The following is a 26,106-nucleotide window of genomic DNA, read 5'->3' on the forward strand; positions in this document are numbered from 1 at the left end:
CTTGGAGGCTTCGTGTCCAGACCCCTGCCCGCACGCCGTCGCGCCCTCGGCGCCACCGGCGCCGCCTGCGTCGTACTTCTGGCCGCCGTGCCCGCCACCGCCACCGCCGCCGCGCCCGCGGCGCGGCCCGGCTCGCTCGTGCTGGTCGGCGGTGCGCTGAAGGCCGACAACGACGAGGTGTACGGCGAGATCATCCGCCGCGCCGGCGGAGAGCGGGCCCGTATCGGCGTCCTGACGGCCGCCTCCGTCCCGGCCGGCCAGGACCCGGACGCCGACGACCCCGACCGGTGCAGCAACTCCGAGTGCAACGGCGCCTACTACGCCGACCTGTTCGAGCGCCACGGTGCCGCGGCCGCCGAGTGGATCCCCATCGACCTGGACCACATCGCGAACGCCGACGACGACGAGGTCGTCGCGCAGATCGAGTCCATGACGGGCTTCTTCTTCGGCGGCGGCGACCAGTACCGCTACGTCACCACGCTGCTGCGCGGCGACGCGCACACCGACTCCCGCGCCCTGGCGGCCATCCGCCGCCGGCTCGCGCAGGGGGCCGTCGTCGCGGGCACCTCGGCAGGGGCGCAGATCGCCGCCGGCCGGGACATGGTCACCGGCGGCGAGTCCTACCAGGGGCTGCGTGACGGCAGCGCCCCTGGCTACTTCGAGGACCCCACGCGCCTCGGCTACCTCCCCGAGGGCGGCTTCGGATTCCTGCGCTCGGGCCTGATCGACACCCACACCGGCTCCTACGGCCGCGAGGGCCGGGTTCTGCGCCTGGCCGCCGACACCGGGCACGACCGCGTCTACGCCCTGGAGGAGAACACCGCGCTGATCGTGGACCGCCCGGGCACTGCCAGGGAGACCATGACGGTCGCCGGCACCCAGGGCGTCGCCGTGTTCGACCTGCGCGCGGCGAGGGCGCGCACGTCAGCCGACGGCTGGTCCCTCTCCCGGGCCCGCTACAGCTACCTGACCGACGGCGACCGGTACCACGCCGCCCTCTGGCAGCCCACGCCCGGCCCGGGCAAGCGCCGGTACACACCGACCGGTACCGACCCCGCCCCCGTCAACGGCGACGTCTTCCATTCGCTGGACAACCCCGACGGGGTGGCGTACTCCTTCCGCTCCACGGCCCGGGCACTGGCGGGCACCCGCGCCCGGAACACCGCCACGGCGACTACCTTTGAGCAGGATCCGCAGTTCGCAGCCGTCCTCACCAAGGGGTCGTGCTTCGCGGCCTGGAGCACGGACGGCTCCACGCCGCAGACCCTGCTGAACCTGTCGGTCTCCGTCCGGCCGCAGTGAGCACCACCGCGGCCGGTGTGCCGGACATCCGCCCGGCACACCGGCCGCTCCCTCCGAGGAAGGAAGACATCCGTGACCCACGGCACGCTCGCCGACGAGATCCGCCTGAACCTGGGCGAACTCAGCCCCGCCGAACGCAAGGTGGCCCGGGTCATCCTGGCGGGCTACCCCGCGGTCGGGTTCGAGACCGTCGCGAGCATCGCCGAGCGGGCGGGCGTCAGCGGCCCGACCGTCCTGCGCTTCGCCGGCCGGCTGGGCTTCGGCGGGTTCCCGGAGTTCCAGGCCGCCCTGCGCTCCGAGGTGCAGGAGCGCGAGGCGTCCCCGCTGTCCCTGTACGAGGCCGCGGGAGCGCCCCCGGGCGACTCCGCCGAGGGCACTCTGCTCGCCCGCAGCGGGGCCACGTTCAGCACGTCCGTCGCCCAGACCCTGGCCGAGCTGCCGGCGCACGACCTGGAGACGACCGTCGCCCTGCTCTGCGACCCCAAGCGGCGGATCCTGCTGTGCGGCGGCCGGTTCACCCACCTGCTGGCCCAGTACCTGGGACTGCACCTGATGCAGATGCGCGACGCGGTGCAGATCCTTCCGGACCGGGACGTGGAACGCACGGCGGTCCTGTCCGGCCTGAACCGGCGGGACGTCCTGGTGGTCTTCGACTACCGCCGTTACGAGCCGGACAACCTCACCCTCGCCCAGCTCGCCGCCGAACGCGGGGGCAAGGTGGTCGTGTTCACCGACACCTGGCTCTCTCCCGTCAGTGCCCACGCCGAGGTGGTGCTGCCCAGCCGCGTCGCCTCCACCTCGCCCTACGACAGCCTCGTGCCGACGCTCGCCGTCATCGAGACGGTCGTGGCCCACGTGATCGCGGCCCTGGGCTCGGCCGCGCGCGACCACCTGCAGCAGACGGAGGCCACCGCCCGGCGCGCGGGACTCGTCTGAGGGTCACCCCGACACGGCCCGTGCCAGCCCGGGCGTCCTCGCGGAGGGATGGACGTTCGCCCGGGACAGATCGCCGGCGTAGTGCCGGTGCAGGCGGGGATCCATGATGCGCCGCCAGAGCGGCGGGCACCACGCCACGACGATCATCGTCGCGTAGCCGGACGGCAGTTGGGGCGCCTCCTCGAAGTGCCTGAGCGTCTGGTACCGCCGCAGGGGGTTGGCGTGGTGGTCGGAGTGGCGCTGCAACTGGAAGAGGAACAGGTTGCTCACCGTGTTGTTGCTGTTCCAGCTGTGGCGCGGCGAGACCCGCTCGTAGCGGCCGTCCGGCCGGCGCTGCCGCAACAGCCCGTAATGCTCCAGGTAGTTGACCGTCTCCAGCAGACAGAAGCCCAGGACGGCCTGGAGGAGCAGGTACGGCAGGACGATCACGCCGAAGGATGCGGCCAGCGCGGTGAACAGCATCACGGTCAGCGCCCAGGAGGTGAGGACGTCGTTGTGGTGGCTCCAGACCCGCCGGTCGCGGCGCCGCAGCCGGCGGCTCTCCAGCCTCCACGCCGAACGCAGACTGCCCACCACCGCCCGGGGCAGGAAGCGCCAGAAGCTCTCGCCCATCCTCGAACTCGCCGGGTCCTCCGGTGTGGCGACGCGGATGTGATGGCCGTGGTTGTGTTCCACGTAGAAGTGGCCGTAGCCGCTCTGCGCCAGCGCCATGCGGCTCAGGCGCCGCTCCAAGCGCTCCCTCTTGTGGCCCAGTTCGTGCGCGGTGTTGATCGCCACCCCGGCCACGACGCCGGTCGTCGCGGCCAGCCCGAGGGACTCCGCGACCGACAGCTCACCGCCGGCCCACCGCTCGCAGGCCCAGACGAGGGCGCCGAACTGCAGCGGCAGGTAGAGATACGTGCACCAGCGGTAGTACCGGTCCGCCTCCAGCGCCTTCATGACCTCCTCGGGCGGATTGACGCTGTCCTTGCCCGTGACGTGGTCGATCAGCGGCAGCAGGACGAAGGCGAAGACGGGCCCCCACCACCACAGCGCTCCGAGTCCGGTCAGGGCGACGAGACCGCCCGCCTGGAACGGCAGCGTCGGCACGGCCAGCGCGAGCAGCCACAGATACCGCTTCGGATCACGCCACCGCCGGATCTCTTGTCCCCGATGATGCGGCACGACACCTCCTGGTGAGCTCAGTGCGCTCCCGCCGTACCTCCGGGGCCGGCGGAAGCACACCTTGAGGGGAGCCCCGAGCGTGCCAAGAGGGCACACCGCTGACAAGGTGGTTCACACTGTCAACGTTCTGAATCACCGTCAGATGAGGCCGCCCGTTGTTCCTTCCGCCCCTCCTGCCAGACTTGAGCCATGGCGGTACACAGACACACCACGACGTCCGGCGACGTCGAAACGGTCGCACCCGATCCGCCGCGGGTCGCCTGGCGCAAGCAGATGAGGCAACGGGTGCTGGCGGCCGCACGCGACCTGACCTGCGACTCCGGCTGGGACCAGGTGAGCCTGTCGGCCGTGGCCGCGGCGGCCGAGGTGTCCCGTCCCTCGGTCTACAAGGAGTTCGGCAACAGGGCCGGTCTCGGCCGCGCCCTGGTCGACCGGGAGACCCAGGTGTTCCTGGGCGACGTGGCGGAGGTCCTCCACCCGGGGCTGCCGGACACCGGCGCCGCTCTGCAGAGGGCGGTCCACTTCGTCCTCACCGAGGCGCACCGCAACCCCCTCGTGCGGGCCGTCGTCCTGGCCGCGCGCGAGGGCTCCGACAGCCTGCTGCCGTACCTCACCGCCCGCGCCGATCCCGTTTTCGACGCGGCGCAGCACCTGCTGCGCGCCTGGCTCACGGAACGCTTCCCCGAACAGGACGGGCTTCTTGTCGAGGTGGCGGCGGACGTCGCGGTGCGCATGACCCTCAGCCACCTCGTCCTCCCGGGCGCCGACGCCCCAACCACCGCGGAGCGCATCTCCCTTGCCGTACTGAAGGTGCTGCGCTAGGCGAGACAGGCGCGTACCGGGGCCACGTCGGGACGCCCCTGGGCCTTGCTCGCCGCTCAGGATCTCGACGTCACCACGCTGGTGCGTGCGCTGGGCGCATGGCTCGGCCAACCGGTCTGAGCACCGCTTTAACAGTCGCCTCAGGTTCGCTCGCTAGGAAGTCGGCATCCAGACAAGCGATGCAACCCGTATGTAGGAGGCTAGTGATGGCAGTCAACGCAGCGCCGTCCGGGCAAGCGCCGGCCGGCCGGTTGGCAGGCCGGTGGGTGCCCTGGCTGGTGATTGGCCTATGGCTGGTGCTGGCGGCGGGCATGGTGCCGCTGAGCGGAAAGCTGAGCTCGGTCACCACCGACAGCGCCGTGGACACCCTGCCGGCCAGTGCCGAGTCCACCAAGGTGGCGGTGCTGGACGACAGTCTTCCCGGAGGTGACAACAACACGTTCGTCTTCGTGTACCACCGCGCCGACGGCATGACCGACGCCGACCGTGCGACGGTCGAGCGCCACTACAACACCCTTGCCAAGCAGTATCCGCCGAAGGCGACGACGGCGGCCGGCAAGGACGACGAGGGCGACGAGAGCGATGAGAGCGACGGGGGCTCACCGATGAGACCCTCCAACGACGGCAAGGCGATGATGTTCACCCTCGATGTGAGCACGGCCTACGGCGCACCGGAGGCCATCGTCGGCCCGTTGCGTGACGCCGCGAAGGACCGGCCCTCCGGCCTGGAACTCGACGTGACCGGCCCGGGCGCGATCGACGGCGACATGGACGCCGTCTTCGACGGCATCGACGAGCAGGTCCTCCTCACCACCATCGTCGTCGTCACGCTCCTGCTCATCCTCACCTACCGCAGCCCGGTGTTGTGGCTCATCCCGCTCGTGGCCGTGGGCGCGGCCGCACTGACCTCGATGGGGACCGTCTACCTGCTCGTCAAGGGCTTCGGCATCGTGGTCAACGACCAGAACTCGGCGCTGCTGACGATCCTGGTGTTCGGCGTCGGCACGGACTACGCGCTGTTGCTCATCGCTCGATACCGGGAGGCACTGCACCACCATGAGAACGTCCGGGTCGCGATGGTCCACGCGCTGCGCGGCGCGGCGCCGGCCATCGTCGCGTCGGCCGCCACCGTGGTCGCCGGCCTGCTCTGCCTGCTCGTCGCGGACCTGAACAGCACCAGCGGGCTGGGCCCGATCGGCGCGGCCGGCATCCTGTGCGCGCTGGTGGCCATGCTGACGCTGTTCCCGGCGGTGCTCGTGGTGCTCGGCAGGCGGATCTTCTGGCCGGCCATCCCGCGGTTCAGCACGGCCGTGGAGGAGAAGCCGGGGCTGTGGGGACGGCTCGGCACCGCCATCAGCCGCCGCCGGTGGGTGGCGGCGCTCGGCTCGCTCGGAGTCCTCGGCGTGCTCGCCCTCGGGCTGGCGGGCAACACCGGCGCTCTGCGGGAGCAGGACCAGTTCCTGTCCGCGCCGGAGTCGGTTACCGGCTTCATCGTTCTCCGCCAGCACTTCCCGGAGCTCGGCGGCCAGCCGATGACGGTCTTCACGCGGCCGGCGCACCAGGAGCGGGTGCTCGACGTCGTCAAGGACACTCGCGGTGTGGCCCTGGCCGTCCCGGAGCAGACCAGCGGTGGCTGGGCCAACATCTCGGTGTTCCCGAAGGACGCGCCGGACACCGTCGCGGAGTACGACACGATCAAGCGGGTGCGCACCGCCGTGCACGCGGTGAGCGGGGCCGAGGCGATCGTCGGCGGGCCGAGTGCGGAGAACCTCGACACCGAGGTGACCACCAGGCGCGACGAGAAGCTGGTGATCCCGCTGGTGCTCGCCGTCGTCCTGATCGTCCTGGGGCTGCTGCTGCGCGCGATCCTGGCCCCGCTGGTCCTGATGGCCACGGTGATCGTCTCGTTCGCCGCAGCCTTCGGCGGCAGCGTGTTCGTCTTCGACACGATCCTCGGGTTCAAGGGTGTCGACTATTCGGTGCCGCTGCTGGCCTTCCTGTTCCTGGTGGCGCTCGGCGTCGACTACAACATCTTCCTGGCCAGTCGGGCCCGGGAGGAGACCGTGCGTCTCGGCACCAGAGAGGGCATGCTCAAAGCCCTCTCGGCCACCGGTGGCGTCATCACCTCGGCAGGCCTGGTCCTGGCGGCCACGTTCGCGGTCCTCGTCACCCTTCCGCTGGTGATGCTGGTCGAGGTCGGGTTCCTGGTGGCCTTCGGCGTGCTGCTCGATGCCCTGCTGGTGCGGTCGGTCCTGGTGCCCGCCCTCACCTTGCTGATCGGCCGGCGGATGTGGTGGCCGAGCCGGCTGTCCCGGCCGACGGCGGAGCTGCCGGACGACGGACAGCCGCACGCCGACGACGAGGAGCCCGCGCTGCAACGCTGAGCGCGGCGGCACGAACGAGATCCGGGACGGGCCCCAGGCCCGCCCCGGATTTTTTCAACGGCCCGACGGCCACCGCCCCTTGGCCCTCTGCCGTTTGGCCCTCTGCCGTTTGGTGCTGTGCCTTGCGGCCGGGGCGGGTCAGCGCACCTCGGTGTCATCCCCGGCGGTGAGTTGCGCGACCGGGGCGGGCGGGGCCGCGGCCGGAAGGTCGACCCGAAGCAGCGCGCCACCGCGTGCGGAGCGGGCGACGGTGGCCCGGCCGCCGTGGGCGTCGACGACCCGCTGCACGATCGACAGTCCCAGACCGGATCCGGGCAACGCCCGGGCGCTGTCGGCACGGTAGAACCGGTCGAACACCCGCGGTACGTCGGCGGCGTCGATGCCCGGCCCGGCGTCGTCGACCTCGAGCACCGCCGACGCGCCCTCGGCACGGAGCCGGACCTGGACCGGCTGGTCCGCGGGGGACCACTTGCCGGCGTTGTCGATGAGGTTGAGCACCGCCCGTTCGAGCGCAGCGGGACGCCCGCTCACCCATACAGAGGTCACGTCGAGCGCCACCTCGATGTCGGGCATGCGGGAACCCGCCCGGGTCGCGGCGGCCGCCACCACGTCGGCGAGGTCGAGTACCTCGGTGCTCTCGTCGCTGACGTCACCGCGCGCCAGGTCGGTCAGTTCGGCGACAAGGGTGCTCAACTCGGCCACCTGGGCGCCGAGATCGTTGAGCAGCCGGGTCCGGCTCTCCGCCGGCAGTGCGCTGTCCAGGGTGCCGCGCCGATCGAGCCGCATCAGCAGTTCGACGTTGAGGCGCAGGCTGGTGAGCGGGGTCTTGAGCTCGTGGGCGGCGTCCTCGGCGAGCAGCCGCTGGGCCCGCCGGGAGTCCCGGAGCGCGGCGAGCATGTCGTTGATCGACCGGATCAGCCGCCGGATCTCCCCACCGCCCTCATCCGGGATGTCGGCGTCGAGATCCCGGGTGTTCGCGACACGTACCGCGGCGGCGGTCAGCCGGTCGATCGGTGCCAGACCGGTCCGCGCCACCGTCCGCCCGACAAGGGCGCCGCCGACCACGCAGAGCAGCCCGATCAGCAGCATGCCGAACCCGAACCGGTTGATCGGGCTGTCGTCGACTGCGCGGGCCACCTGGACTGCGCCGTCGCCCGCCCGCAGCGTGTAGAGGACGTAGCCGTCCTCGTCGCTGTCGTCCGACTCCATCAGGTCGTCCGACGCGCCCTGCGCCACGCGCCCGGCCTGCTCGCTGAGCGGGGGCAGCGCGGGCTGGCCGGCCGGTGTCCGGATCGAGCCGTCGGGCAGGATGACCCGCACCAGCCGACCGGATCCGGGATACGGCGGCAGCTGGACCTGGGCCAGACCGGCGCGCTCCGCGCTCGCCGCCAGGACGCGGGAGTCGGCGCGCAGCTGGTTCTCGGAGGTCCTCTGCAGCTCCCAGCCCATGAGCTGGCTGGCCACCTGGAAGGCCACGAACACGCTGACCGCGATGGCCGTCGCCGCGATCACCGTCAGCCTGGCCCGAAGGGACCGCCGGCGCCACCATCGGGTCACCGGGCGCGGTCCCCGTCCCGCGGACCTGCTCACGGAGGAGTCTCCCGCAACGTGTATCCCAGGCCGCGCAGCGTGTAGATCAAGCGCGGCTCACCCTCGGCCTCCATCTTGCGGCGCAGGTAACTCACGTACACCTGGAGGTTGTTGGCGGTGGAACTCATGCCGAAGCCCCAGATCGCCTCGAACAGCGCGTCGCGGGTCAAGACCCGGGTCGCGTTGCTCATGAGGACCTGCAGGAGGGAGAACTCGGTCCGGGTCAGGTGCAGCGGGCGCCCGCCCCGCCACGCCTCGAACCTGTCCGGATCGAGCCGGACGTCGGCGAACGACAGGATCTGCGACTCCTCGTCGGCGGGCGTACGCCGCCGCAGCAGCGCCCGCACCCGGGCCAGCAACTCCTCGGTGGCGAACGGCTTGGGCAGGTAGTCGTCGGCGCCCGCGTCCAGCCCCGCCACCCGGTCGGAGACCTGGTCGCGGGCGGTCAGCATCAGCACCGGCAGATCCCGACCCGCGGCCCGCAACCGGCGGCAGGTCTCCAACCCGCCGAGGCGGGGCATCATCACGTCGAGGAGCAGCAGGTCCGGCGCCTCGCCACCGACCCTGTCGAGCACGGCGAAACCGTTGGCGACGGTGCTGGTGTCGTACCCCTCGACCTGGAGCACCCGCTCCAGCGACTCACGGATGGCCGCCTCGTCATCCGCGATCATGATCCGCACGCCGGCCCGCCCCCCTCAAGTCCATGCTTGTGCCGCCCATTCTCCCCGACCAACCTGAGACCAGGCTTAGAGGGCCGCTGAGCACCGCGCTCTTCCGGATACCTGAGCGCAGAACCCACCCGGCTTCATATGTCGCGTCGGCCCGTCTAGGGAGCGTGGAGCAGGAGGAGGGCGATGTCGTCGGTGTGGGGGTGTGGCGGGAGCGCGTGGTGAAGGATGCTGTCGGCCAGCTCGTCCAGTGGCTGGTCGGTGTGGGTGGTGAGGTGGTGTGCGAGGGCGGCGATGGAGTGGGTGATGTCGGTTTCGGGGGTTTCCACGAGGCCGTCGGTGTAGAGGGCGAGGAGTGACCCGGGTGGTAGGGGAGCGCGTGTGACCGGGTAGTGGGCCTCACTCCCGATGTCGATGCCGAGGAGGGGGCCGGGGTCGACCTCAAGTGCGCGGGTGTCTGGTCGTGGGGTGAGGGTGCGCAGGAGTGGGGGAGGGTGCCCGGCGCTGGCCAGGTGGAGGCGCCGCTCGGAGAGGTCGATGTGGATGTAGAGGCATGAGACGAACAGTTCGGTCTCCAGGTCCAGCAGGACTCGGTTGGTGCGCGCCAGGACTTCGCCGGGTTGTGCGCCGGCCGTGGCGTGTACGGCGGTGCGGACCTGGCCCATGAGGGCGGCCGCCGTGATGCTGTGACCCTGTACGTCGCCGATGACGGCGGCTGCGGTGTTGTCGCTCAGGCGGATGAGGTCGTAGAAGTCGCCGCCGACGTCCAGGCCGTGGGTGGCCGGCCGGTAGCGGGCGGCGACAGCCAGCCGAGGCATGGTGGGCAGGGCCACCGGAAGGAGAGTCTGCTGCAGGCCGCGGGCGAGGTGGTGCTTGGCGTCGTACAGGCGCGCCCGGTCCATGGCTTGGGCGATGAGCCCGCTCAGTGACACCAGAACGGCACGATCGCTCGCGCTGAACGAGTGCGGCTCGTCGTAGGACAGGACGCAGCAGCCCACGCGACGGTCGGAGACCACCAGGGGCAGGAAGGCCCAGGCCCGTTTGCCGCTCAGCGCGGGCGCCTGAGGGTAGGCGTGGGCCATCTCGTCGGGGTCGGCGAAAAAGGCCGGCACACCGCTGCGCAGGATGTGGCCGGCGGGAGTGACACCGGTGTCCAGCGACAGACCGTCCAGGCGGGCGACGGCGCGCGGGTCGTACCCTCGATGGCCGGTGATCTTCAGACGGCCCGCGTCGGCGACGGACAGGACCAGGCCCTGGGCGCCGAACGCGGGCACGATCTGGTCCGCCACCACGCGGACGACATCGGCGACGGTGACGGTCTGGCTCAGGGCCGCCGCCAGGTGGATCAGCTGGTGGATCCGCCCGGTGCCGGCACCCTCGGCGGTGCTCGGGGGAGCGGTGATGGTGGGCGGCGGCGCGCTCGCCGGGTGACGGCTCTGGTGCGGGTAGATCAGCGCGCTGATTCCGGTGTCGCTGGGGTAGAGCTGGAAGTCCAGCCACACATCCGGCGGCCGCAGCGCCGTGTAGGCGACGGGCTCACGCGTGAAGACGGCCGTGCGGTAGTGCTCCTCGTGAGCGGGATGGTCCAGCCAGGGCACGGACTGCCACGGCAGGGTGCCCAGGAGGCGCTCGGCGCTACGGCCGAGCAGCTGCGCGGCGGCCGCGTTGAGATGAGTGACGCGCCCTTCCAGGTCGAGGCTGAGGGCGCCGAGTGGCAGCCGCTGCAGCAGGTCCGCGGCAGCCAACCCGGTCTGTGCCGCATCCGACACCGGCCGGTGCAGAGCCACAGCACGCGGCTGCTCCGGAGGGCTCCATACCGCGGGCCCCTCGTCCAGCACCTGGGCGATGCGCTGCGCACTGGAGAGGATGTGTCCGCGCTCGCGAACGGTCAGGGACGGCGGGTGACTCGCCGACCACAGCAACGCCAGCGCCCCCCACCGGCGCACACCGTGCAGCGGGGCGAAGGCCATGGCGAACCGGTACGGCAGACCAGCCGCCGCGTTCGGATACAGGCGGGCCAAGTCCTCCTGCCGTCCTACCCACACCAGACGGTCCTCCCGCACCGCTTCCGACAGCGGGCCCGCGGCCGAGACCGCTACCCGCCACCAGGGCGTCACAGCCCTCGCCGGCATCCCGCACACCGCCGCCAGCCTCAGAACCGGCTCGGTGGCTGACAGCAGGTACACGCCCGCGGCCGAAGCCCCCGCACGGCGCACGACAGCGCTGAGCGCCTCATCCAGAGACGCCTCGCCTCTGAGTCCACTGTCACCATTCTCCACATATCTGACAATATGCCTCTCACGCTCCGCGCAGGTCGCACGGCGGTGGACCAAGCCAGTGCGGCAGCCGTCCGACAACGCGGCCGGGCGCCGATGGACTGCGGCAGGCCTGCTCGCTGCCACCGGCGCAATGGGAGCAGGCGGCTGCGTCGGCGGCCCTGGGCCCGGTGCGCGCGTTCGCTCCGGTGAGCGCAGGAGCGGGCCATGGGATGGCGGTCGTGCAGGTCGTGGCGGTTGGAAGCCTGGCCGCCGACCGCAAAGAACGCGCCCGCATCCACAGCGAGAAGGCATCCGCAAGGGCGATCGCCCCTCGCCACGACGGCCTGAACGCAACCCGGCGAGACTATGCGGTCAAGCGCACTGGCGCGTCTCCTCGCGGCTCCTGGCCAAGGCCGGCGGCGCCCGTCACCGGTGCGGTCCGCGGCGGGCGGCGGTCAGAGGTGACGGTTCCCAGAGCAGGCGCGTGCCGGTAGCGCGGGCGATGGCGCGCAGGTGCCATATGGACGGCCCTGTGGCGAGGGTCGGCCGCCAGCGGCCCCAGGACCGCCAATCGGCCGAGCGCCAACCGCAGCCGCACCAACATCGTGTGTGTGAACAGGACGCGAAGCAGGGCGACGTTCATCATGAACCGCTCCACCTGCCCTCGGCAGCGGCCAGATCCTCGTGCTCCAGGTACCCGGCGACGATGCTGGCGTTGTGCGCGCGGTACCAGTACCCGGGCCCGGGTCTGCGGAGGAAGTCCACCCAGCACTCGGCGCTGCGGGCACTGGCGGTGCCGGTGGTGCGCGCGGACAACAGGAGGGCCTCGGTTTTGTCCCGGAGCAGCCGTTCGTTGACAGCGCGCCACCAGGGACTTCCCGGGGACCCGGCAGGGTCGTCCTGCGCGCACAACACGGGGTAACCGTTTTGTGGCCCGGCGTCACGGCTGCATAAAGTCCGCGACCCTGCAGGTTTTGCCGTGCCGGCCTGATCTCTCCCACGAGGTGGCGCAGTCGCTGGCCGATCCGATTCGCTTCCGACGCGGGAAGCCGGCGATCGTCTGGAGCGGTGGGTGGCGGGGAGTTCGGTTGCCCGCCGGTAGCGCACCGGGCTGGTTTTGCCCCGGCGCACGCTCGACTGCAGCGTCGCCTTCAAGTGCACGAGGGGCAGTAAATGGATCTGGGCGCACGTCGAGTCGGTCAAGCACGTGCGGCAGCGCGTCCGCGATCCACTCGTCGTCCGCCGGTAGCGAGGTGGCGCCAGTGAACAACCGCGCAGGCGGTCAGCGTGAGCGCGACGGCCAGAGTATGGCGTACGCGGCGCGGATCACGCGGATCCGGAGTTAACCGCTCCAGTAGGCCAGGCTCCTCCCGGGGCCCGACGTCGGACTGCTCGCGAAGCCGGCCAAGGGGCGGAATCAGAAATGATGCGTCGGCAGGCACGGTGTTCCAGGCAGGTCACGGACGTGGAGTACTCCATGATCACGAGTACCTTTCCTGCGTCGCCCGCTCGCTCACTGCAACGCCGCGGCCTCGCCCGCAACCCAGGTCTGCCAGACACGACGAGTGTTCGGCAGGTCGGGGCGATCAAGGAGCCAGAGCACGTACCCGGCGTGGCACCGGGCCCACGGACTATCCGACTCCGCCGCCCGACCGAGCCTGCCCCGTAGATCAGCGCTGTCGACGGCCCGGGCAACCCGCACGTATTCGCGATCCTTGCAGCGATACGCCCGGTGAACGACGAGCTCGACCAGGTCGGTCACCTTCGCCTTGATCGCTTCGTCCTGGCGAGCACGGGCCACCTTCCGGATCAGGCTCTGCTTCGTACCCCACGCCTTCGCGTGCTGCGTCCACTCCAGCGGGTACCTCGCCTCCCATTCCAGGAAGAGCAACGCATAAGGCAGCCCTGGCCACGCCGCCGTATTCCCGTCCACAGGGCCACCCCACACCCCATCAGGCAGCGAATGCCTCTGGGCCTGCTGATGCATCCGGCGCGCATGCAGAAACGCCGGCTCCCGGTACTGCTCGTCCGCTCCCAGGGGCCGCGTCAGCAGCCACATCTCGTTGTACCGGGCCAGCGCCTCCGCGACCTTCCTCCGGGCCTCCACCAGATGGACGAGCGCTGCGCCTCTCGCAACCGGATCCTCCGCTATAAGCCCGAAAGCCCAACCCAGTCGCTCAGCCCATGCCCAAGCGTCGTCCGCATCCGTACTACCCGCTCCTTCAACCACGCACGGGATCATCTCCCAGCGTGGTCGGCTTGCTCCACCCGACGGTCAGGGGGAGACACAAGAGCTCCGGGACACGGCGTGCGGTTCAGGCGGCGCCAGGGGCGCCCTGGTGGGTGTTGAGCGCCTCGGCGGTGCTCGGGTAATGGGGCAGGAGGCTGTCCACTCCGGTGAGGGTGAGCATGCGCATCAGCCGGTCGGGGACGGCGGCCAGGGACAGGGTGCCGCCCGCTTCCTGGGCGCCGTGCCAGATGCCGATCAGTGCGCTGAGGCCGGCGGAGTCACAGAAGCCCACACCCGACAGGTCCAGGATCAAGTGGTGATGGCCCTGGTCGATCAACTCCAGCGCGCGGGCACGCAAGCCGGGTGCGGTATGCAGGTCGATCTCGCCGGTGACGGTGGCGATCGCTGCGGGACCGGGGGTGGCGGTCAGGGCCAGCTCGATGTCGTCGGTCATGGCCGTCAGTGCTCCTCGCCGGCAGGCGCGGCGGTGGTGTGGGCGGTGGATCCGGCCCCCGTCGCGGCGGCGGCCTGGTCGGGAGCGGGAACGGACAGAGCCAGCAGGGCGACGTCGTCTCTCGCGCCCTGGGGCAGGGCGTCCAGCAAACCGACGGTGTCCTCGATCAACTGCGCCGCCCCGCACGAGGCGGGACGAGCGGTGAGGAAGGCCGTCAGGCCCTCGTCTCCGAGCATGGTGTCGGCGCTGGTGTGTGCCTCGGTCAGACCGTCGGTGTAGAGGAGAAGGGCCTGGCCGGGGGCGAGGTGAAGGGTGGTGGAGGCGAAGCGGGCGTGGGGGAAGGCCCCGATGAGCATGCCGCCCTTGGGGTGGACCGCCTCCACCCGCGTGTGCGCGGGCCCGGCTACGGGCGCTGCGGGGCTGAGGTGGTAGGCCGGGGGGTGCCCACCGGTGGCCAGCTCCACGGTGAAGCCCCCGGCCGCATCAGGGGCGAAGGTGGCGAAGAATGCGGTGCAGTAGCGGGCGCCCGCCCACACATCGGCCAGCAAAGCGCTGTTCAGGGCCTCAAGTACCGCGACCGGATCGTCCGTGTGGTGGGCGGAGGCCCGCAGGGTGTAGCGGGCCAGGGAGGTGATGGTGGCCGCCTCGGCGCCCTTGCCGCACACGTCCCCCAGGAACAATCCCCACTTCCCGGAGGGCAGGGGAAAGACGTCGTAGAAGTCGCCGCCCACATCGTGCACGGACGCGGCGTGGTAATGACAGGCCAGCTCCAGACCGGGCACCGTCGGCAGCGCCGGCGGCAACAGAGTGCGCTGCAAGGTGGAGGCGAAGGAGGCGATTGCCGCCTTGTCCCTCTCCGCCTGCTCCCGGGCCGCCCGCTCAGCCTCGGCGACCCGCTGCTCCTGGCGCACCGTGCGCAGCGCGGACAGACGCAGCTCCATCTCGTCCATCACGATCGCCGCCAGATCGGTCAGGGTGGCGGTCTGTTCGGAGGTGATGGAGCGGGGCTTGGTGTCCAGGACGTTGACGGTACCCAGCTTGTGCCCGTCCGCGGTGATGATCGGCGCGGCGGCGTAGAACCGAACCCCCAGCGCACCGGTGACCAGCGGGTTCCCGCAGGCGACGTCGTCAAGCAGGGTGTCGGGTATCACCAGGGCGTCGTCGCGCAGCACCGCCGAGCCGCACAGGCCCGGGTCGCGGCCGATCTCGCTGACCCCGTCCAGGCCGTGCGCGGCCTTGAACCAGATCCGGTCCTCGTCCACGATCGTCACCGTCGCCACGGGGACGTCGAACAAGCGGGCTGCCAGCGCAGCCACCCGGTCGAACGCCCCGTCGGGCGGGGTGTCGAGGATGTCGTAACGGCGCACCGCTTCCATCCGGCCGGCCTCGACGACCTCGTCGGGCACCAGATGCAGGCGCTTGCCAGGAACGCCGTCCTCGGATGCCGAAGCCTGCTCGGGCATCGGCTTTCCACCTTCCTGACCTTCCGCAGCCACCGGGCGCGACGCGGACCAGCGGAAAGCCTAAGCGCAACGAATGTGCGAAGGCCATCCGGGTGGCATCTCGAAGGATCGAAGGATCCCTACCGCTGCCGACGCGCACTGCTGCCCGGTGTAACCCGGCGACGCCCCCGGGCGGCACAGCGCTCCCCGTCATCGCCCCACATGCGGGTACCCCGGCCATCACTTGTCGACCGGCCGCCAGCCCGGACGAGACAGGGAAGGAACAGCCGCAGCCATGCGCCGATGCCCTGCCCGCCTCCACGCGGGACAAACAGGGCGAACTGACGACCTGGTCACGCACTCACGACCGCTGTAACCCCGGATCGAGCCAAGCGGGACGACGTCCGGCGCGGGCCCCGCGCCTCCGGCGGGCAGGTTGGTTTCCGTGCCAGTTCCACCGGCTCGGCCGCCCGGCGGCTCACCCGCGACCGCCGCGGGTGGCGGAGAGCTCGGCGATGACTGCCAGGAGCTGGCCCGCGCAGACGTGGGGGACTGGCTTCAGAGGTTGAGGCCGCCGGATACTTCGATGTTCTGTGCGGTGACCCAGCGGCTGTCGTCGGAGGCCAGTGTGGCGATCACCGCGCCGATGTCGTGGGGCTCGCCGACGCGGCCGAGCGCGGTCTTCGCCGCGAGGGCCGGGACGACCTCGGGGAAGCGGGTGAAGGCGTCGTCGGCGATCCGGGTGCGGGTCGATCCCGGGGAGACGGCGTTGACGCGGATTTGCCGCGTGCTGAACTCCTTGGCCATGTACCGGGTCAGGACGTCCAGACCGCCCTTCATCGACGCGTAGACCGAGTAGCCGGGCTCCAGGCCGGCCGTCGCCGTCGCCGAACTGCTGCTCGTGTTGACGATGGCACCGCCGTCCGCCATCAGCGGCAGTAGCCGCTGGGTGAGGAAGTATGGTCCCTTCAGCAGGACCCGCATGAGCCTGTCGAACGTCTCCTCGGTGGTGTCCTCGATCAACGACGTCTGCGCGAACCCGGCGTTGTTGACCAGGTAGTCGAACGTGTCGCGGTGCCAGGTGTCGCGCAGCACCGCGGCGACCGTGTCGCGGAAGGCCGCGAAGGTGCCGGTCTCGCCCACGTCCAGCGGCAGCGCGACGGCGGTGCCGCCCTCCTTGTCGATGGCGGCGGTCGTCTCCAGGGCTCCTTGCTGGTTCTTGCCGTAGGTCAGGATGACTCCGGTTCCACGCCGGGCTATCTCGATCGCGGCGCCCTGTCCGATGCCGGAACTGGCGCCCGTGACGATGGCGATCTTCATGGTGTGGTCCTCCTGGGTGCGGTCGGGTGTGCGTGAGGCGGTCAGCGGCGTCATGCGGAGGGGGCCGGGGACAGAACTCGGGCCAGCCAGTCGGCGCGGGTTTGGCGGGCCGTGCCCGACATGCGGGCCTGCGGGTACAGCGCGTCGAAGCCGTGGAAGCCGCCCGCCCAGACATGGAGTTCGGCCTGGCCGCCGGCCGCCCAGATGCGGGTGGCGTAGTCGGTGTCCTCGTCGCGGAAGACCTCTGCGGAGCCGGTGTCGACGTAGGTGGTCGGCAGGCCCGAGAGGTCCTCGGCCAACGCCGGCGAGATGTACTCGGACACCTCGGTGTCGCTCAGGTCGCCGAGGACGCAGCGCCATGCGAACTCGTTCATCTCGCGGGTCCAGATGCCCGGCACGCCGGAGTACTGGCGGCTGGAGACACTGGTGCTGCGGTGATCGAGCATGGGGCAGATCAGCAGCTGCGCGGCGATCGCCGGGGTGCCCAGGTCGCGGGCCAGCAGGGTGACGCCGGCGGCGAGGCCGCCGCCCGCGCTGGCGCCCGCTACGACGACCCGGGCGGGGTCGACACCCAGTTCGGCGGAGTGTTCGGCGATCCAGAGCAGTCCCTGGTAGCAGTCGTCGACCAGGGTGGTGCCGGTCACCTCGGGCGCGAGCCGGTAGTCCACGGAGACGACGACCGCGCCGAGCCGGTCGAGCCACTCGAGCGGGATGTCGAGTTGCGAGAAGCGGTCGCCCATGATCATCCCGCCGCCGTGTATCCAGTAGACGCAGGGTGCGGCAGTGGCGCGATCAGTGAGGGCGGGGCTGAGGACCGACAGGGGGATCGGGGCGCCATCCTTGGCTCGCACGGTGACCTCCCGCCGGTGAACCTGCCGGTGGGCGAGGAGCGATTCGACCGGCGTCGAAGGGGATTGGCGCAGCTGCGCGAGGACGTCCGGGCTGAGCCGGGACATCAGCGGCATGTCGGCGACCAGTTCACGCAGCTCGGGGTCCAGTGCGGGTCGTGTCATGGTCATGTCGTTGCCTTCGGTGGAGTGGTGCACGCGGAGCGGTGCAGCGAGGTCGGGCGGGACAGGCGGCCGCATCGCCGGGAGCCGAGGCGGCGGCCCGGGGGTGCGAGGGGGCCTCAGAAGTCGGTCTTGCCGAGGACCGGCACGTAGTCGGTGTATGCGGACTCCCCGGCCAACAGTCCCTCGAGCCGCGCCGCGATGGCCTGGGCGGCCTCACCGGCGAAGACCCGGTGGTGGTCCTCCTCGCTGGTCCAGCCCTCGGTGACGTGGACGACGTCGGGGTCGGACGCGGAACGGGAGATCAGGTAGACGACGCAGTGTTCGCTGGTGCCGGGACCGCCGTCGTTCAGCGCGGTCGACAGCAGGTCGACCAGACGGTCACCCATTCCGGGCCTGGCGGTCACGGTGGCCTGGAAACCATAGTTGACGATCATGGATGCCCTCTTCGTCGGTGATGGAGTGAGGTGATTCCATTCAACCGATCTGACCTGCGAAAACGTTAGAAGGATGCTCTCCCGTACTTGCACAATCCTCGCGATCACGGGAGCCGGGGCGAGGAGGGTGCTGCAATGGACGCATGTACCTCGACGAGCTCCGCACCCTGTTGGCCCGGCATGCCCGGCCCGACGGGACGACCGCCATCGACGGTGTCCTCATCTCGCAGGTCGACCGGTCGGACCCGCCGGCGCCCTCCATGTCCGGCACGGTGCTTGCGGTCATCGCCCAGGGTGCTAAACGGCTCGCGCTGGGCGACCGGGTCTTCGAGTACGGCCCCGGGCAGTACCTGGTCGCATCCGTCGACCTGCCGGTCAGCGGGCAGTTCACCCGGGCCGATCCTGAACAGCCGGCCCTCGGCTTCGGCCTCGTGCTGCAGCCGTCTGCCGTCGCCGAACTGCTACTGCAGGCCGGGCCGGGAGATGTCCCCGGCGCCGGTGAAGGCGTCCCGTCGGGGATCGCCGTCAGCGACGCTCCCGACGAGCTGCTCGACGCGGTGGTCCGGCTGGTGCGCCTGCTCGACGAGCCCCGCGACCTGGCCGTGCTGGCGCCGCTGATCAAACGCGAGATCCTGTGGCGTCTGATCACCAGTGAACAGGGCGCGGCCGTCTGCCAGTTCGGCCTGGCGGACAGCGGCCTGAGCCACATCTCCCGGGCCGTGGGCTGGATCCGCGAACACTACGCGCAGTCTTTCCGGGTGGAGGACGTCGCGCGCCTCTCCGGCATGAGCGTCTCCGCCTTCTACCGCAACTTCCAGGCGGTGACGGCGATGAGCCCCATCCAGTTCCAGAAGCAGATCCGGCTTCAGGAGGCCCGGCTGTTGCTCGCCACCCACCCCGGCGACGTCACCGGAGTTGGCCGACGGGTCGGCTATGACAACCCGTCGCAGTTCAGCCGTGAATACCGCCGCCAGTTCGGTGCACCCCCGAGTCGGGACGCAGCCCGCCTGCGGAACACCGCACGCACGCCCGCGGGGGTGTTGGAGTAGCGGGTGGCAGGTACCTCTCCGGTTGTTCCACAGCAAGGGTGTCGGCCAGTGATGTTGCCCTCCCCAAGACGCATGTCTCGAGCACGGCAACGATGCGCGATGCTAAACGCCTGTGTGACGATGTGAGGGCTCTCGCTGCCGACAGCACCCTTTACCGGCGGCGCGCGACCGACTCACTCGCCGACTGGGGCGAAGGCATGACGATCCTCCAGCGCTACAGCCACACGCCGACTGACATCCGCGCGCATGAGGAGGGCTTCGCCGACGACCGCCTCTCCGGAACCACCTTCAAGTCGCGGCCGAGACTCCTGCTTTGTCGCGGACCCGGCCATGGCCGGTCCGGGTGTTCCCGCCGTCCGTCGCGTCACACCGCTCGGGCCGAGCCAAACCGGCGCCGAGCCTCCTCGATGTGGTCCATGGATGTAAGCGTCCAGGCGCACATACCGTTGCCTGTGGTGCGCAGTGCGTGGCCGGCTTCGGTGAGACGGTATTCGACACGTGGCGGCACCACCGAATGCACGGTCCTGTCGACCAGCCCGTCCCGTTCGAGGTGGCGCAGCGCCTGGGACAGACAGCATCCTGTGACTGATTCCTCCGACCTGCGTTTGCAACTCGGCGAACCGCAGAGTGCGGTCAGCCAGGACGTTGATGAGCAACAGCGCCCATTTGTCGGCCACATTCGCGAAGATCCCGCGGGCCAGCGAGTCGGCTCGGGTGAGATCCGTGTTGGCTGGATCCCGGGCGGGCTGCTTGGGTACCGCGAGGTGCCCCTCTTACGGAAAGGTGCGTTCTTCCAGTTCGGAGCACACTCTCCTACGGTTAATCCGTATTTGCCGGAGAGAAGCGGCCTGAACGGACCCCTGGAGCAACGATGATCCTGAAGACGTACGCCCGCCTTTGGGCCGACGACCTGAGCACCACGCTTCCCCTGCTGGAGCGCCTGACGGGAACGCGTCCGGACCTGCACTTTGCCTTCGACGAGATCGAGCTCGCCGCCATCGGTGACTTCCTGGTCATCGCCGGACCCGCCGAGGAACGCGCTCGGTACGCCCACGCCACGGCCACAGTGATTGTCTCCGACCTGGACCAGGCGCGCGCGGCGCTGGAAGAGGCAGGCGCCGAGATCACGACGGAGGAGGCAACCAGCGCGACCGGCCGCTTCCTCTACGCCCGTCACCGGGGCGGAGTGGAAGCCGAGTACGTCGAATGGAAGCCGGAGGTGCGGCGTCAGGTACTCGGCGCATAGGTGTCGGCCAGTGCGCGCACGACCACGTGGGCGCCGACGGCCTCCGGCCGGGGATGGCCCAGCACGGTGGCGAGGCTACGGGGATTCCGGCCCGCGCGGACTCGATCACTCGGCCAGTTCGGGGAAGGTACGGGTGTTGACGGGCTCGACGAAGACCTCCAGGGTGCCGCCGCGGGTCAGACCCACGCCGAAGGCGTCGTCGTCGCTGATGCCGTACATCGCCCGCTGGGGCCTGCCGTTCAGGATCGACGAGCCGACGGGTCGCGGGGCCGAGCCGAAGGTCCTCACGACGGTGGCCGGCCCCGAGGTCTCACCGCTCGACCACGCCTCGTACAGGGCGTCCCAGACGTCGTTGTGGCCGGTCACAGCAGTTTGTCCTGGGTGATGGGCAGGTCGCGCACGCGCTTGCCGGTGGCATGGAAGACCGCGTTGGCGATGGCCGCGGTGACGCCGGTCATCGGTGTTTCGCCGAAGCCGCGGGCCCCGAGGGCGTCGCTGGCCGGATCGGGTCTGTCGATGAACTGCACCTGGATGTCGGGGACGTCCGCGTTGACGGGCATCAGGTAGCCCGACAGGTTCGGATTGACGATCCTGGCCGTCGCGGGGTCGACGAGGGTGTGCTCGAAGAGGGTGAAGCCGATGCCCCAGATCACGCCGCCGAGGACCTGGCTGCGGGCGGTCTTGCGGTTGAGCACGGTGCCCGGGTCGTAGCAGCCGACCACGCGGGTCACCCGGACGCGGCCGAGCAGTGGGTCGACGCGGACTTCGACGAAGACGGCGCCGACCGAGTAGCCGAGCGGTGTGGGGGTGGGTTCCACCGTGAAGTCGAGGGGCTTGCCGCCGTGGCCGACGACCGAGCGGTAGCTCACTCGGGAGCGCCGGTTGGCCGTGTCGTACAGGTGGCCGTCCGCGGTGTCCACGCGGTCGGCAGGAACGCCGCGCAGGGGGGAGCCGGGTTGGGCGACAGCCAAGTCGATGACGGCCCTGCGTGCGGCGGTGCACACGCGTTTGACGGCGCTGCCGACGCCGGGTGCGGTGGTGGAGGCGCCGGAGGTGTAGCTCTGGGGGAAGGCGCTGTCCCCGAGGTCGAACGTGATGGCGGAGAGGGGCATCCCGAGGACCTCACCGGCGATCTGCGTCATGATCGTGTATGTGCCGGTGCCGATGTCCTGGGTGCCGACCTGGACGAGCACCTTGCCGTCGGTACCGATGGTGATACGGGCGCCGGAACCGGGTCGGCCGCCGGCGGTGTGGGCGGACGTGGCCATGCCCCAGCCGACGAGTTCATCGCCGTCGCGCATGGAGCCGGGGCGCGGGTCGCGCCGGGACCAGCCGAACATCGACGCGGCGCGGTCGTAGCATTCGCGCAGGTGGTTGCTGCCCCATTCCTGGCCGTTGTCCATGTTCCGGCTGCTCCAGTTGCGTTTTCGCAGCTCGACCGGGTCCATGGCCAGGGCGTGGGCGAGTTCGTCGAGCGCCGCTTCCTGGGCGTGGCTGGTGCACGCTTCCGGGGAGCGCATGAAGCTCTGGGTAGGCAGGTCCAAGCGCACGGCACGCTGTTCGTTGGACAGGTTGGGGATGTCGTACAGCATGCGGATCGGCTCGCTGCTGTTGAACAGCACGACGTCGTCGCGGGTGATCTGCTGGGTGATGACGTGGTCCAGCGCGGTGATCCGGCCGTCCCGGTGGGCGCCGAGCTCGATCGTCTGATGGGTCTGCGCGCGGTGGCCGCTGGAGGTGTACATGTGCGCACGGGACAGCACAAGCTTGACGGGGCGGCCCAACGCACGGGCAGCGGCGCAGGTCAGCACGGTGTGCGGCCAGACCGGCCCCTTGGAGCCGAAACCGCCGCCGAGGTGGCGGCAGACGACGCGGACGTCGCCGAGCGGGACCTGCAGGGCCTCGCTGACGACGTGCTGGGTGTTGCCCAGACCCTGCGTGGTCTCGTACACCGTCACCTTCGAGCCCTCCCACACGGCCGTGGTGGCGTGGGGCTCGATTGGGTTGTGGTGGTGCATGGGGATGGTGTACTCGGCCTTGATCCGGACGTCCGCCTGGGCCATGCCGGCCGCCACGTCACCCCGCTTGTACGTGTTGGGGCCGTCCGGTCCGTCGGGCGGCAGGAACGCTTCCCCCATATCCAACTCGCCCTGGGGTTCGCCCGTTTCTTCGTAGTCGACTTCGATCAGCTCCGCCGCTCGCTGCGCCTGCTCCAGGGTCTGGGCGACGACGAAGGCGATGGGCTGGCCCGCGTGGTGGACGTCCGGGCTCTGTATGGGAATGTACGGCTTGAAGAAAGGCCGGTAGGTGGGTTGCTTCAGACGAGGCATGGTCTCGTGCGTATAGACGGCGACGACGCCGCGTACGGCTTCGGCGGCCTGCGTGTCGATCCGGGTGATCCGGCCGCGGGAGACGGTGCTCATCGCCATGAATGCATGGGCCAGGCGGGGAAGTTGTATATCGCTGGTGTACTCGGCCCCACCTGTCACCTTCAGTCGGGCCTCGACCCGGGACAGGGGGCGACCGACGACGTCGGTGCTCATCGGGAACCTCCGGTGTAACGGCCGAGCACGTCCTGGAGCGCGCGCTGTGCCAGCTCGATCTTGAACTCGTTGTCCTCGCGCGGCTGGGCGTCCTGCACCAGGAGGCGTCCGGCCGCCGCGATGTTCCGCTCCGTCAGAGGCCGGCCCTCCAGCGCGGTTTCGACCTCGGGCGATCGCCAGGGTCGGGTGGCGATGCCGCCGAAGGCGAGGCGGGCCTCTTCGACGGTTCGGCCGCTCATGCGCAGCACGACGGCGACGGAGACGACTGCGAACTCGAAGGTGGCGCGGTCCCGCAGCTTCAGATAACGCTGACGGGCGCCCGGTGCCGGCAGTGGAACCTCGACCGCGGTGATGAGCTCGCCGTGCCGCAAGGCGTTCTCGAGATGCGGGGTGTGGCCGGGTTCCCGGTGGAACTCGGCCATGGCAATGGTCCGGGCGCCGCGCGGGCCGAGTGTGTGGACCGTGGCGTCGAGGGCGCGTAGGGCGACCGCGAGGTCCGAGGGGTGGACGGCGATGCAGTGGTCGCTGCCGCCGAGAACGGCGTGCCAGCGGCTGCGGCCCTCCAGCGCGGCACAGCCGGTTCCCGGCTCGCGCTTGTTGCAGGCGAAGCCCTCGCCCCGGAAGTACCAGCAGCGGGTGCGCTGGAGCAGGTTGCCGCCGATCGAGGCCATGTGGCGGACCTGTGGGGAAGCGCCGGCGAGCAGCGCCTGGGACAGCACGGGCAGCCGCCTGCGCACCACTGGGTGCAGGGCCACGTCGGCCATCCTGGCCAAGGCGCCGATGCGGAGCCTGCCCTCGGACTCCTCGATGCCGGTGAGCGGCAGGTGGTTGATGTCGACCACCAGGTCGTGGTCCTCGGCGCCGTCCTTCATCAGGTTCAGCAGGTCCGTGCCGCCGGCGACGAAGGCCGCGTCGGCGCTGCGGGCGACTTGTTGCACGGCTTCCGTGGCCCGGCTTGCGCGGGCGTAGGCGAAGTCCCTCATCGCCGCATCACCTTCGCCGCGTCGGCCACAGCGTCGACGATGTTCGGGTAGCAGCTGCATCGACAAAGGTTGCCGCTCATCCACTCCCGGATCTCGTCCTCGGAGCCGGTGTGGCCCTCCTCGATGCAGGCCACCGCCGACATGATCTGTCCTGGTGTGCAGATGCCGCACTGCAAGGCGTCCCGGCGGACGAACGCCTCCTGAACGGGGTGCAGTTCCTCGTTCCGGGCGAGTCCTTCGATGGTGGTGATGGAGCGGCCCTCCTGCATCACTGCCAGAGTCAGGCACGACTTGACGCGCCGCCCGTCGACGAGCACCGTACAGGCGCCGCACTCGCCCCGGTCGCAGCCCTTCTTGGTGCCGGTGAGCCCGGCCTGCTCGCGCAGCGCGTCGAGCAGGGTGACGCGGGCCTCGACGCCCGGAAGGCGATGCCGGGTCCCGTTGACCGACAACGTGAGGTCGGCGACCGCCCGGGGCTGTGCTGCCTGCGGAGCGTCCGGCGCCGCGGCGGCCTGTTCCGTTCCCGCGAAGGGGACCATCACGGCGGCCGCTGCGACACCCCCCGACTTCAGTACGTCGCGCCTCCTGTGCTGTGCCATGGGTGAACTCCTCGTCTACCCCGATACGGCGAGATGGGAATGAGCCTGACGTCGCCGTTGCCATTCGTCCAACGCAAAGCGTGAATGTCTGTTATGCATGGGATGCATGACGACGTCAGGGGTCGGGGCTCAGACGTTCATGTATGACCTGCATGAAGTCGGCCATAGGGTATGTCCATGTCGCATCTGCGGAACGCGGACCTGAATCTGCTCGAAGCGCTGGCAGTTCTGCTCGAAGAGAGACATGTGACACGCGCCGCCGACCGTTTCCATCTGAGCCAGTCGGCGATGAGCCGGGTCCTGCAACGGCTCAGGGAGACGTTCGGCGACGAACTCCTGGTGCGCACGCAGCGCGGATACGAGCCGACCCCGCGCGGGCAGCAGATCCAGTCGGAGCTCGCCGACCTCCTTCCCCGCCTGGAGACGCTGCTGCGCGGCGATGCCTTCGACCCCGCGACGGCCAGCGGTCATTTCCGCATCCACTGCACCGACTACGCCACATCCTTGCTCGGTCCGACGCTCTTCCGCCGCTTCTTCCGTGAGGCGCCCGGCATCGCCTTGGACGTGGCACCCCTGGGGGACGAGTCCTTCGTCGATGTCGAGCAGGGCCGCGCGGATCTGGTCGTCTCCGGCGTCGTGGCGCCTCGTTCCTTGCGCTGGGCGACGTTGTTCGAGGAGGACTTCGTCTGCCTGCTGTCCCACGACCATCCCGTCACCGCCGAGCGGCTGACCCTGGACGACTTCACCGCGTACCCGCACGTCATCGTCACCATCCTTGCCGGCGGCCAGACCATGGTCGAACGCCGCCTGGACGAGCACGGGCTACGCCGCGCCACGGGCCTGCGCGTACCGTACTTCTCCGCGGCGGCGGCGGCCGTGCCCGGCACCGAACTCATCGCCACCCTCCCGCGGCGCGCGGCCTTGGCGTACGGCGACGACGCCGCCTACCGCGTCGCTGCGGCCCCCGAGGAGCTCCCGTCCTTCCCCTACGGCATCGCCTGGCACCCCCGCGTCGACAGCGACCCCGCGCACCGGTGGCTGCGGCAGGTCGTGCGGGAGACCACCACACAGGTGACCGGGCACCGGGCAGACTGACGCATGCTCGCCCTCGGGCCGGCCTCGGGCAGTGCGGCGCGGCAGTCATCGATGTCGCCGTAGGCGCAGTCGCCGGTGACCGCCCGGAAGGGGAGGCCGTCCTCGACGGCGCCCACGGCCAGGTATGCGGCGCTCTTGAGGTCAGGACACCGTTCTGGCGGGCTACACCACCGCGTGGGACCACGGCCTGCGAGTTGGGGCCGACGCCAAGGGCATCGTCGGTCACTGCGGAGTGGTCCCGCTGCGTCGTCTGGCGGAACGAAGCGGGCCCGTAGCATGTTCGAGGCCGAGCAACTCCCCCTGCAGCAGCATCGCGTGTTCGGTCCGTCGGCCTCGGACTCCACAATCCGACGGCTGCACACCGGCGTCGACGACCACGTGCTCGCCGCCGTGGCGGAGATCCTCATCCGTCTTGACGGGCAGGCGAGGTGGGCCGAACGCCCCGGGCCGGCCCGCCGCCGTCCACACCTGCTCGGCGCCGGCCACGTCGGCGACGTGGTCGTCCTCCACCCGCGTCAGGCGCCGGACGAGCCAGGCGTGGTGCCGGCGCGTCGACGGCGGTGATACCGGGACG

23 protein-coding genes and 1 pseudogene are annotated in these 26,106 nt (G+C 70.5%); 8 read left to right on the plus strand and 16 right to left on the minus strand.

Going from position 1 to position 26,106, the window contains the following annotated elements:
* Positions 1–12 precede the first annotated feature (12 nt).
* Both CHR28_RS33990 and CHR28_RS33995 read left to right on the plus strand, forming a co-directional pair.
* On the plus strand, positions 13–1,302 hold the full coding sequence (locus CHR28_RS33990) for a cyanophycinase (protein WP_094057573.1): 1,290 nt from the start codon (positions 13–15) through the stop codon (positions 1,300–1,302).
* 72 nt (positions 1,303–1,374) lie between these two features.
* A complete protein-coding gene (locus tag CHR28_RS33995) occupies positions 1,375–2,238 on the plus strand; it encodes a MurR/RpiR family transcriptional regulator (RefSeq protein ID WP_094057574.1) in 864 nt (287 codons plus the stop codon).
* Positions 2,239–2,241: 3 nt separating this feature from the next.
* Here CHR28_RS33995 and CHR28_RS34000 read toward each other — a convergent pair whose 3' ends face one another.
* Positions 2,242–3,402, minus strand: a complete 1,161-nt coding sequence (locus CHR28_RS34000; RefSeq protein WP_256984569.1) for an alkane 1-monooxygenase — start codon at positions 3,400–3,402, stop codon at positions 2,242–2,244.
* Between the two features lie 189 nt (positions 3,403–3,591).
* On the opposite strand from CHR28_RS34000, the gene CHR28_RS34005 reads away from it, so the two are divergent.
* Complete coding sequence (locus tag CHR28_RS34005; protein WP_094057575.1) at positions 3,592–4,224, plus strand: TetR/AcrR family transcriptional regulator; 633 nt, start codon at positions 3,592–3,594, stop codon at positions 4,222–4,224.
* Positions 4,225–4,430: 206 nt separating this feature from the next.
* On the plus strand, positions 4,431–6,608 hold the full coding sequence (locus CHR28_RS34010) for an MMPL family transporter (RefSeq protein WP_094057576.1): 2,178 nt from the start codon (positions 4,431–4,433) through the stop codon (positions 6,606–6,608).
* A gap of 138 nt (positions 6,609–6,746) precedes the next feature.
* Here CHR28_RS34010 and CHR28_RS34015 read toward each other — a convergent pair whose 3' ends face one another.
* The 10 genes from CHR28_RS34015 to CHR28_RS34065 form a co-directional block, all read right to left on the minus strand.
* Entirely contained in the window at positions 6,747–8,198 is a 1,452-nt protein-coding gene (locus tag CHR28_RS34015) for a HAMP domain-containing sensor histidine kinase (protein WP_094057577.1), read from the minus strand.
* Positions 8,195–8,878 (minus strand): response regulator transcription factor, encoded by a 684-nt coding sequence (locus CHR28_RS34020; protein WP_094057578.1) that lies wholly within the window; start codon positions 8,876–8,878, stop codon positions 8,195–8,197. Before CHR28_RS34020 ends, CHR28_RS34015 begins: the two co-directional genes overlap by 4 nt.
* 146 nt (positions 8,879–9,024) lie before the next feature.
* The gene (locus tag CHR28_RS34025; RefSeq protein WP_094057579.1) at positions 9,025–11,145 is read right to left on the minus strand and encodes a SpoIIE family protein phosphatase; all 2,121 of its coding nucleotides are present in this window, start codon (positions 11,143–11,145) and stop codon (positions 9,025–9,027) included.
* A 621-nt stretch (positions 11,146–11,766) separates the two neighbouring features.
* Complete coding sequence (locus CHR28_RS37910) at positions 11,767–11,940, minus strand: hypothetical protein (RefSeq protein ID WP_179272656.1); 174 nt, start codon at positions 11,938–11,940, stop codon at positions 11,767–11,769.
* 697 nt (positions 11,941–12,637) lie between these two features.
* Positions 12,638–13,354, minus strand: coding sequence for a hypothetical protein (locus CHR28_RS34040; protein ID WP_179272657.1), 717 nt, complete (start codon positions 13,352–13,354; stop codon positions 12,638–12,640).
* Between the two features lie 85 nt (positions 13,355–13,439).
* Positions 13,440–13,808, minus strand: coding sequence for an STAS domain-containing protein (locus tag CHR28_RS34045; RefSeq protein WP_094057581.1), 369 nt, complete (start codon positions 13,806–13,808; stop codon positions 13,440–13,442).
* A 5-nt stretch (positions 13,809–13,813) separates the two neighbouring features.
* Positions 13,814–15,271, minus strand: coding sequence for a PP2C family protein-serine/threonine phosphatase (locus tag CHR28_RS34050; RefSeq protein ID WP_256984570.1), 1,458 nt, complete (start codon positions 15,269–15,271; stop codon positions 13,814–13,816).
* A gap of 537 nt (positions 15,272–15,808) precedes the next feature.
* Entirely contained in the window at positions 15,809–16,570 is a 762-nt protein-coding gene (locus tag CHR28_RS34055; RefSeq protein ID WP_094057616.1) for an SDR family NAD(P)-dependent oxidoreductase, read from the minus strand.
* 50 nt (positions 16,571–16,620) lie between these two features.
* A complete protein-coding gene (locus CHR28_RS34060) occupies positions 16,621–17,589 on the minus strand; it encodes an alpha/beta hydrolase (RefSeq protein ID WP_094057617.1) in 969 nt (322 codons plus the stop codon).
* Positions 17,590–17,699: 110 nt separating this feature from the next.
* Complete coding sequence (locus tag CHR28_RS34065) at positions 17,700–18,017, minus strand: putative quinol monooxygenase (RefSeq protein ID WP_094057582.1); 318 nt, start codon at positions 18,015–18,017, stop codon at positions 17,700–17,702.
* A gap of 143 nt (positions 18,018–18,160) precedes the next feature.
* Between CHR28_RS34065 and CHR28_RS34070 the strand changes: the two genes are divergently transcribed.
* Entirely contained in the window at positions 18,161–19,066 is a 906-nt protein-coding gene (locus tag CHR28_RS34070) for an AraC family transcriptional regulator (protein WP_094057583.1), read from the plus strand.
* A gap of 364 nt (positions 19,067–19,430) precedes the next feature.
* On the opposite strand, the pseudogene CHR28_RS34075 reads toward CHR28_RS34070, so the two are convergent.
* A pseudogene (locus tag CHR28_RS34075) lies at positions 19,431–19,767 on the minus strand (winged helix-turn-helix transcriptional regulator).
* 170 nt (positions 19,768–19,937) lie between these two features.
* On the opposite strand from CHR28_RS34075, the gene CHR28_RS34080 reads away from it, so the two are divergent.
* Entirely contained in the window at positions 19,938–20,312 is a 375-nt protein-coding gene (locus CHR28_RS34080) for a glyoxalase (protein WP_094057584.1), read from the plus strand.
* A gap of 105 nt (positions 20,313–20,417) precedes the next feature.
* Here the strand turns inward: CHR28_RS34080 and CHR28_RS34085 are convergent, their stop codons facing one another.
* From CHR28_RS34085 to CHR28_RS34100, 4 genes are read right to left on the minus strand one after another with little or no spacing between them, the layout of a single operon-like run.
* Positions 20,418–20,678 carry an XdhC family protein gene (locus tag CHR28_RS34085; protein ID WP_094057585.1) on the minus strand — a complete coding sequence of 87 codons (261 nt, stop codon included), beginning with the start codon at positions 20,676–20,678 and terminating at the stop codon, positions 20,418–20,420.
* Positions 20,675–22,855 (minus strand): xanthine dehydrogenase family protein molybdopterin-binding subunit, encoded by a 2,181-nt coding sequence (locus CHR28_RS34090; protein ID WP_094057586.1) that lies wholly within the window; start codon positions 22,853–22,855, stop codon positions 20,675–20,677. The genes CHR28_RS34085 and CHR28_RS34090 overlap by 4 nt, the downstream gene beginning before the upstream one ends.
* Positions 22,852–23,838, minus strand: a complete 987-nt coding sequence (locus CHR28_RS34095; RefSeq protein ID WP_094057587.1) for an FAD binding domain-containing protein — start codon at positions 23,836–23,838, stop codon at positions 22,852–22,854. The genes CHR28_RS34090 and CHR28_RS34095 overlap by 4 nt, the downstream gene beginning before the upstream one ends.
* Positions 23,835–24,437 (minus strand): (2Fe-2S)-binding protein, encoded by a 603-nt coding sequence (locus tag CHR28_RS34100; RefSeq protein ID WP_094057588.1) that lies wholly within the window; start codon positions 24,435–24,437, stop codon positions 23,835–23,837. The genes CHR28_RS34095 and CHR28_RS34100 overlap by 4 nt, the downstream gene beginning before the upstream one ends.
* 177 nt (positions 24,438–24,614) lie before the next feature.
* On the opposite strand from CHR28_RS34100, the gene CHR28_RS34105 reads away from it, so the two are divergent.
* Together CHR28_RS34105 and CHR28_RS37915 are read left to right on the plus strand one after the other, a co-directional pair.
* Positions 24,615–25,532 (plus strand): LysR family transcriptional regulator, encoded by a 918-nt coding sequence (locus tag CHR28_RS34105; RefSeq protein WP_179272658.1) that lies wholly within the window; start codon positions 24,615–24,617, stop codon positions 25,530–25,532.
* Positions 25,533–25,808: 276 nt separating this feature from the next.
* A complete protein-coding gene (locus tag CHR28_RS37915) occupies positions 25,809–26,096 on the plus strand; it encodes a hypothetical protein (RefSeq protein ID WP_179272659.1) in 288 nt (95 codons plus the stop codon).
* The last annotated feature ends 10 nt before the right edge of the window (positions 26,097–26,106 follow it).

The sequence above is a fragment of the Streptomyces sp. XY006 genome, from assembly GCF_002237655.1.
GTDB classification, from domain to species: Bacteria; Actinomycetota; Actinomycetes; order Streptomycetales; family Streptomycetaceae; genus Streptomyces; species Streptomyces levis.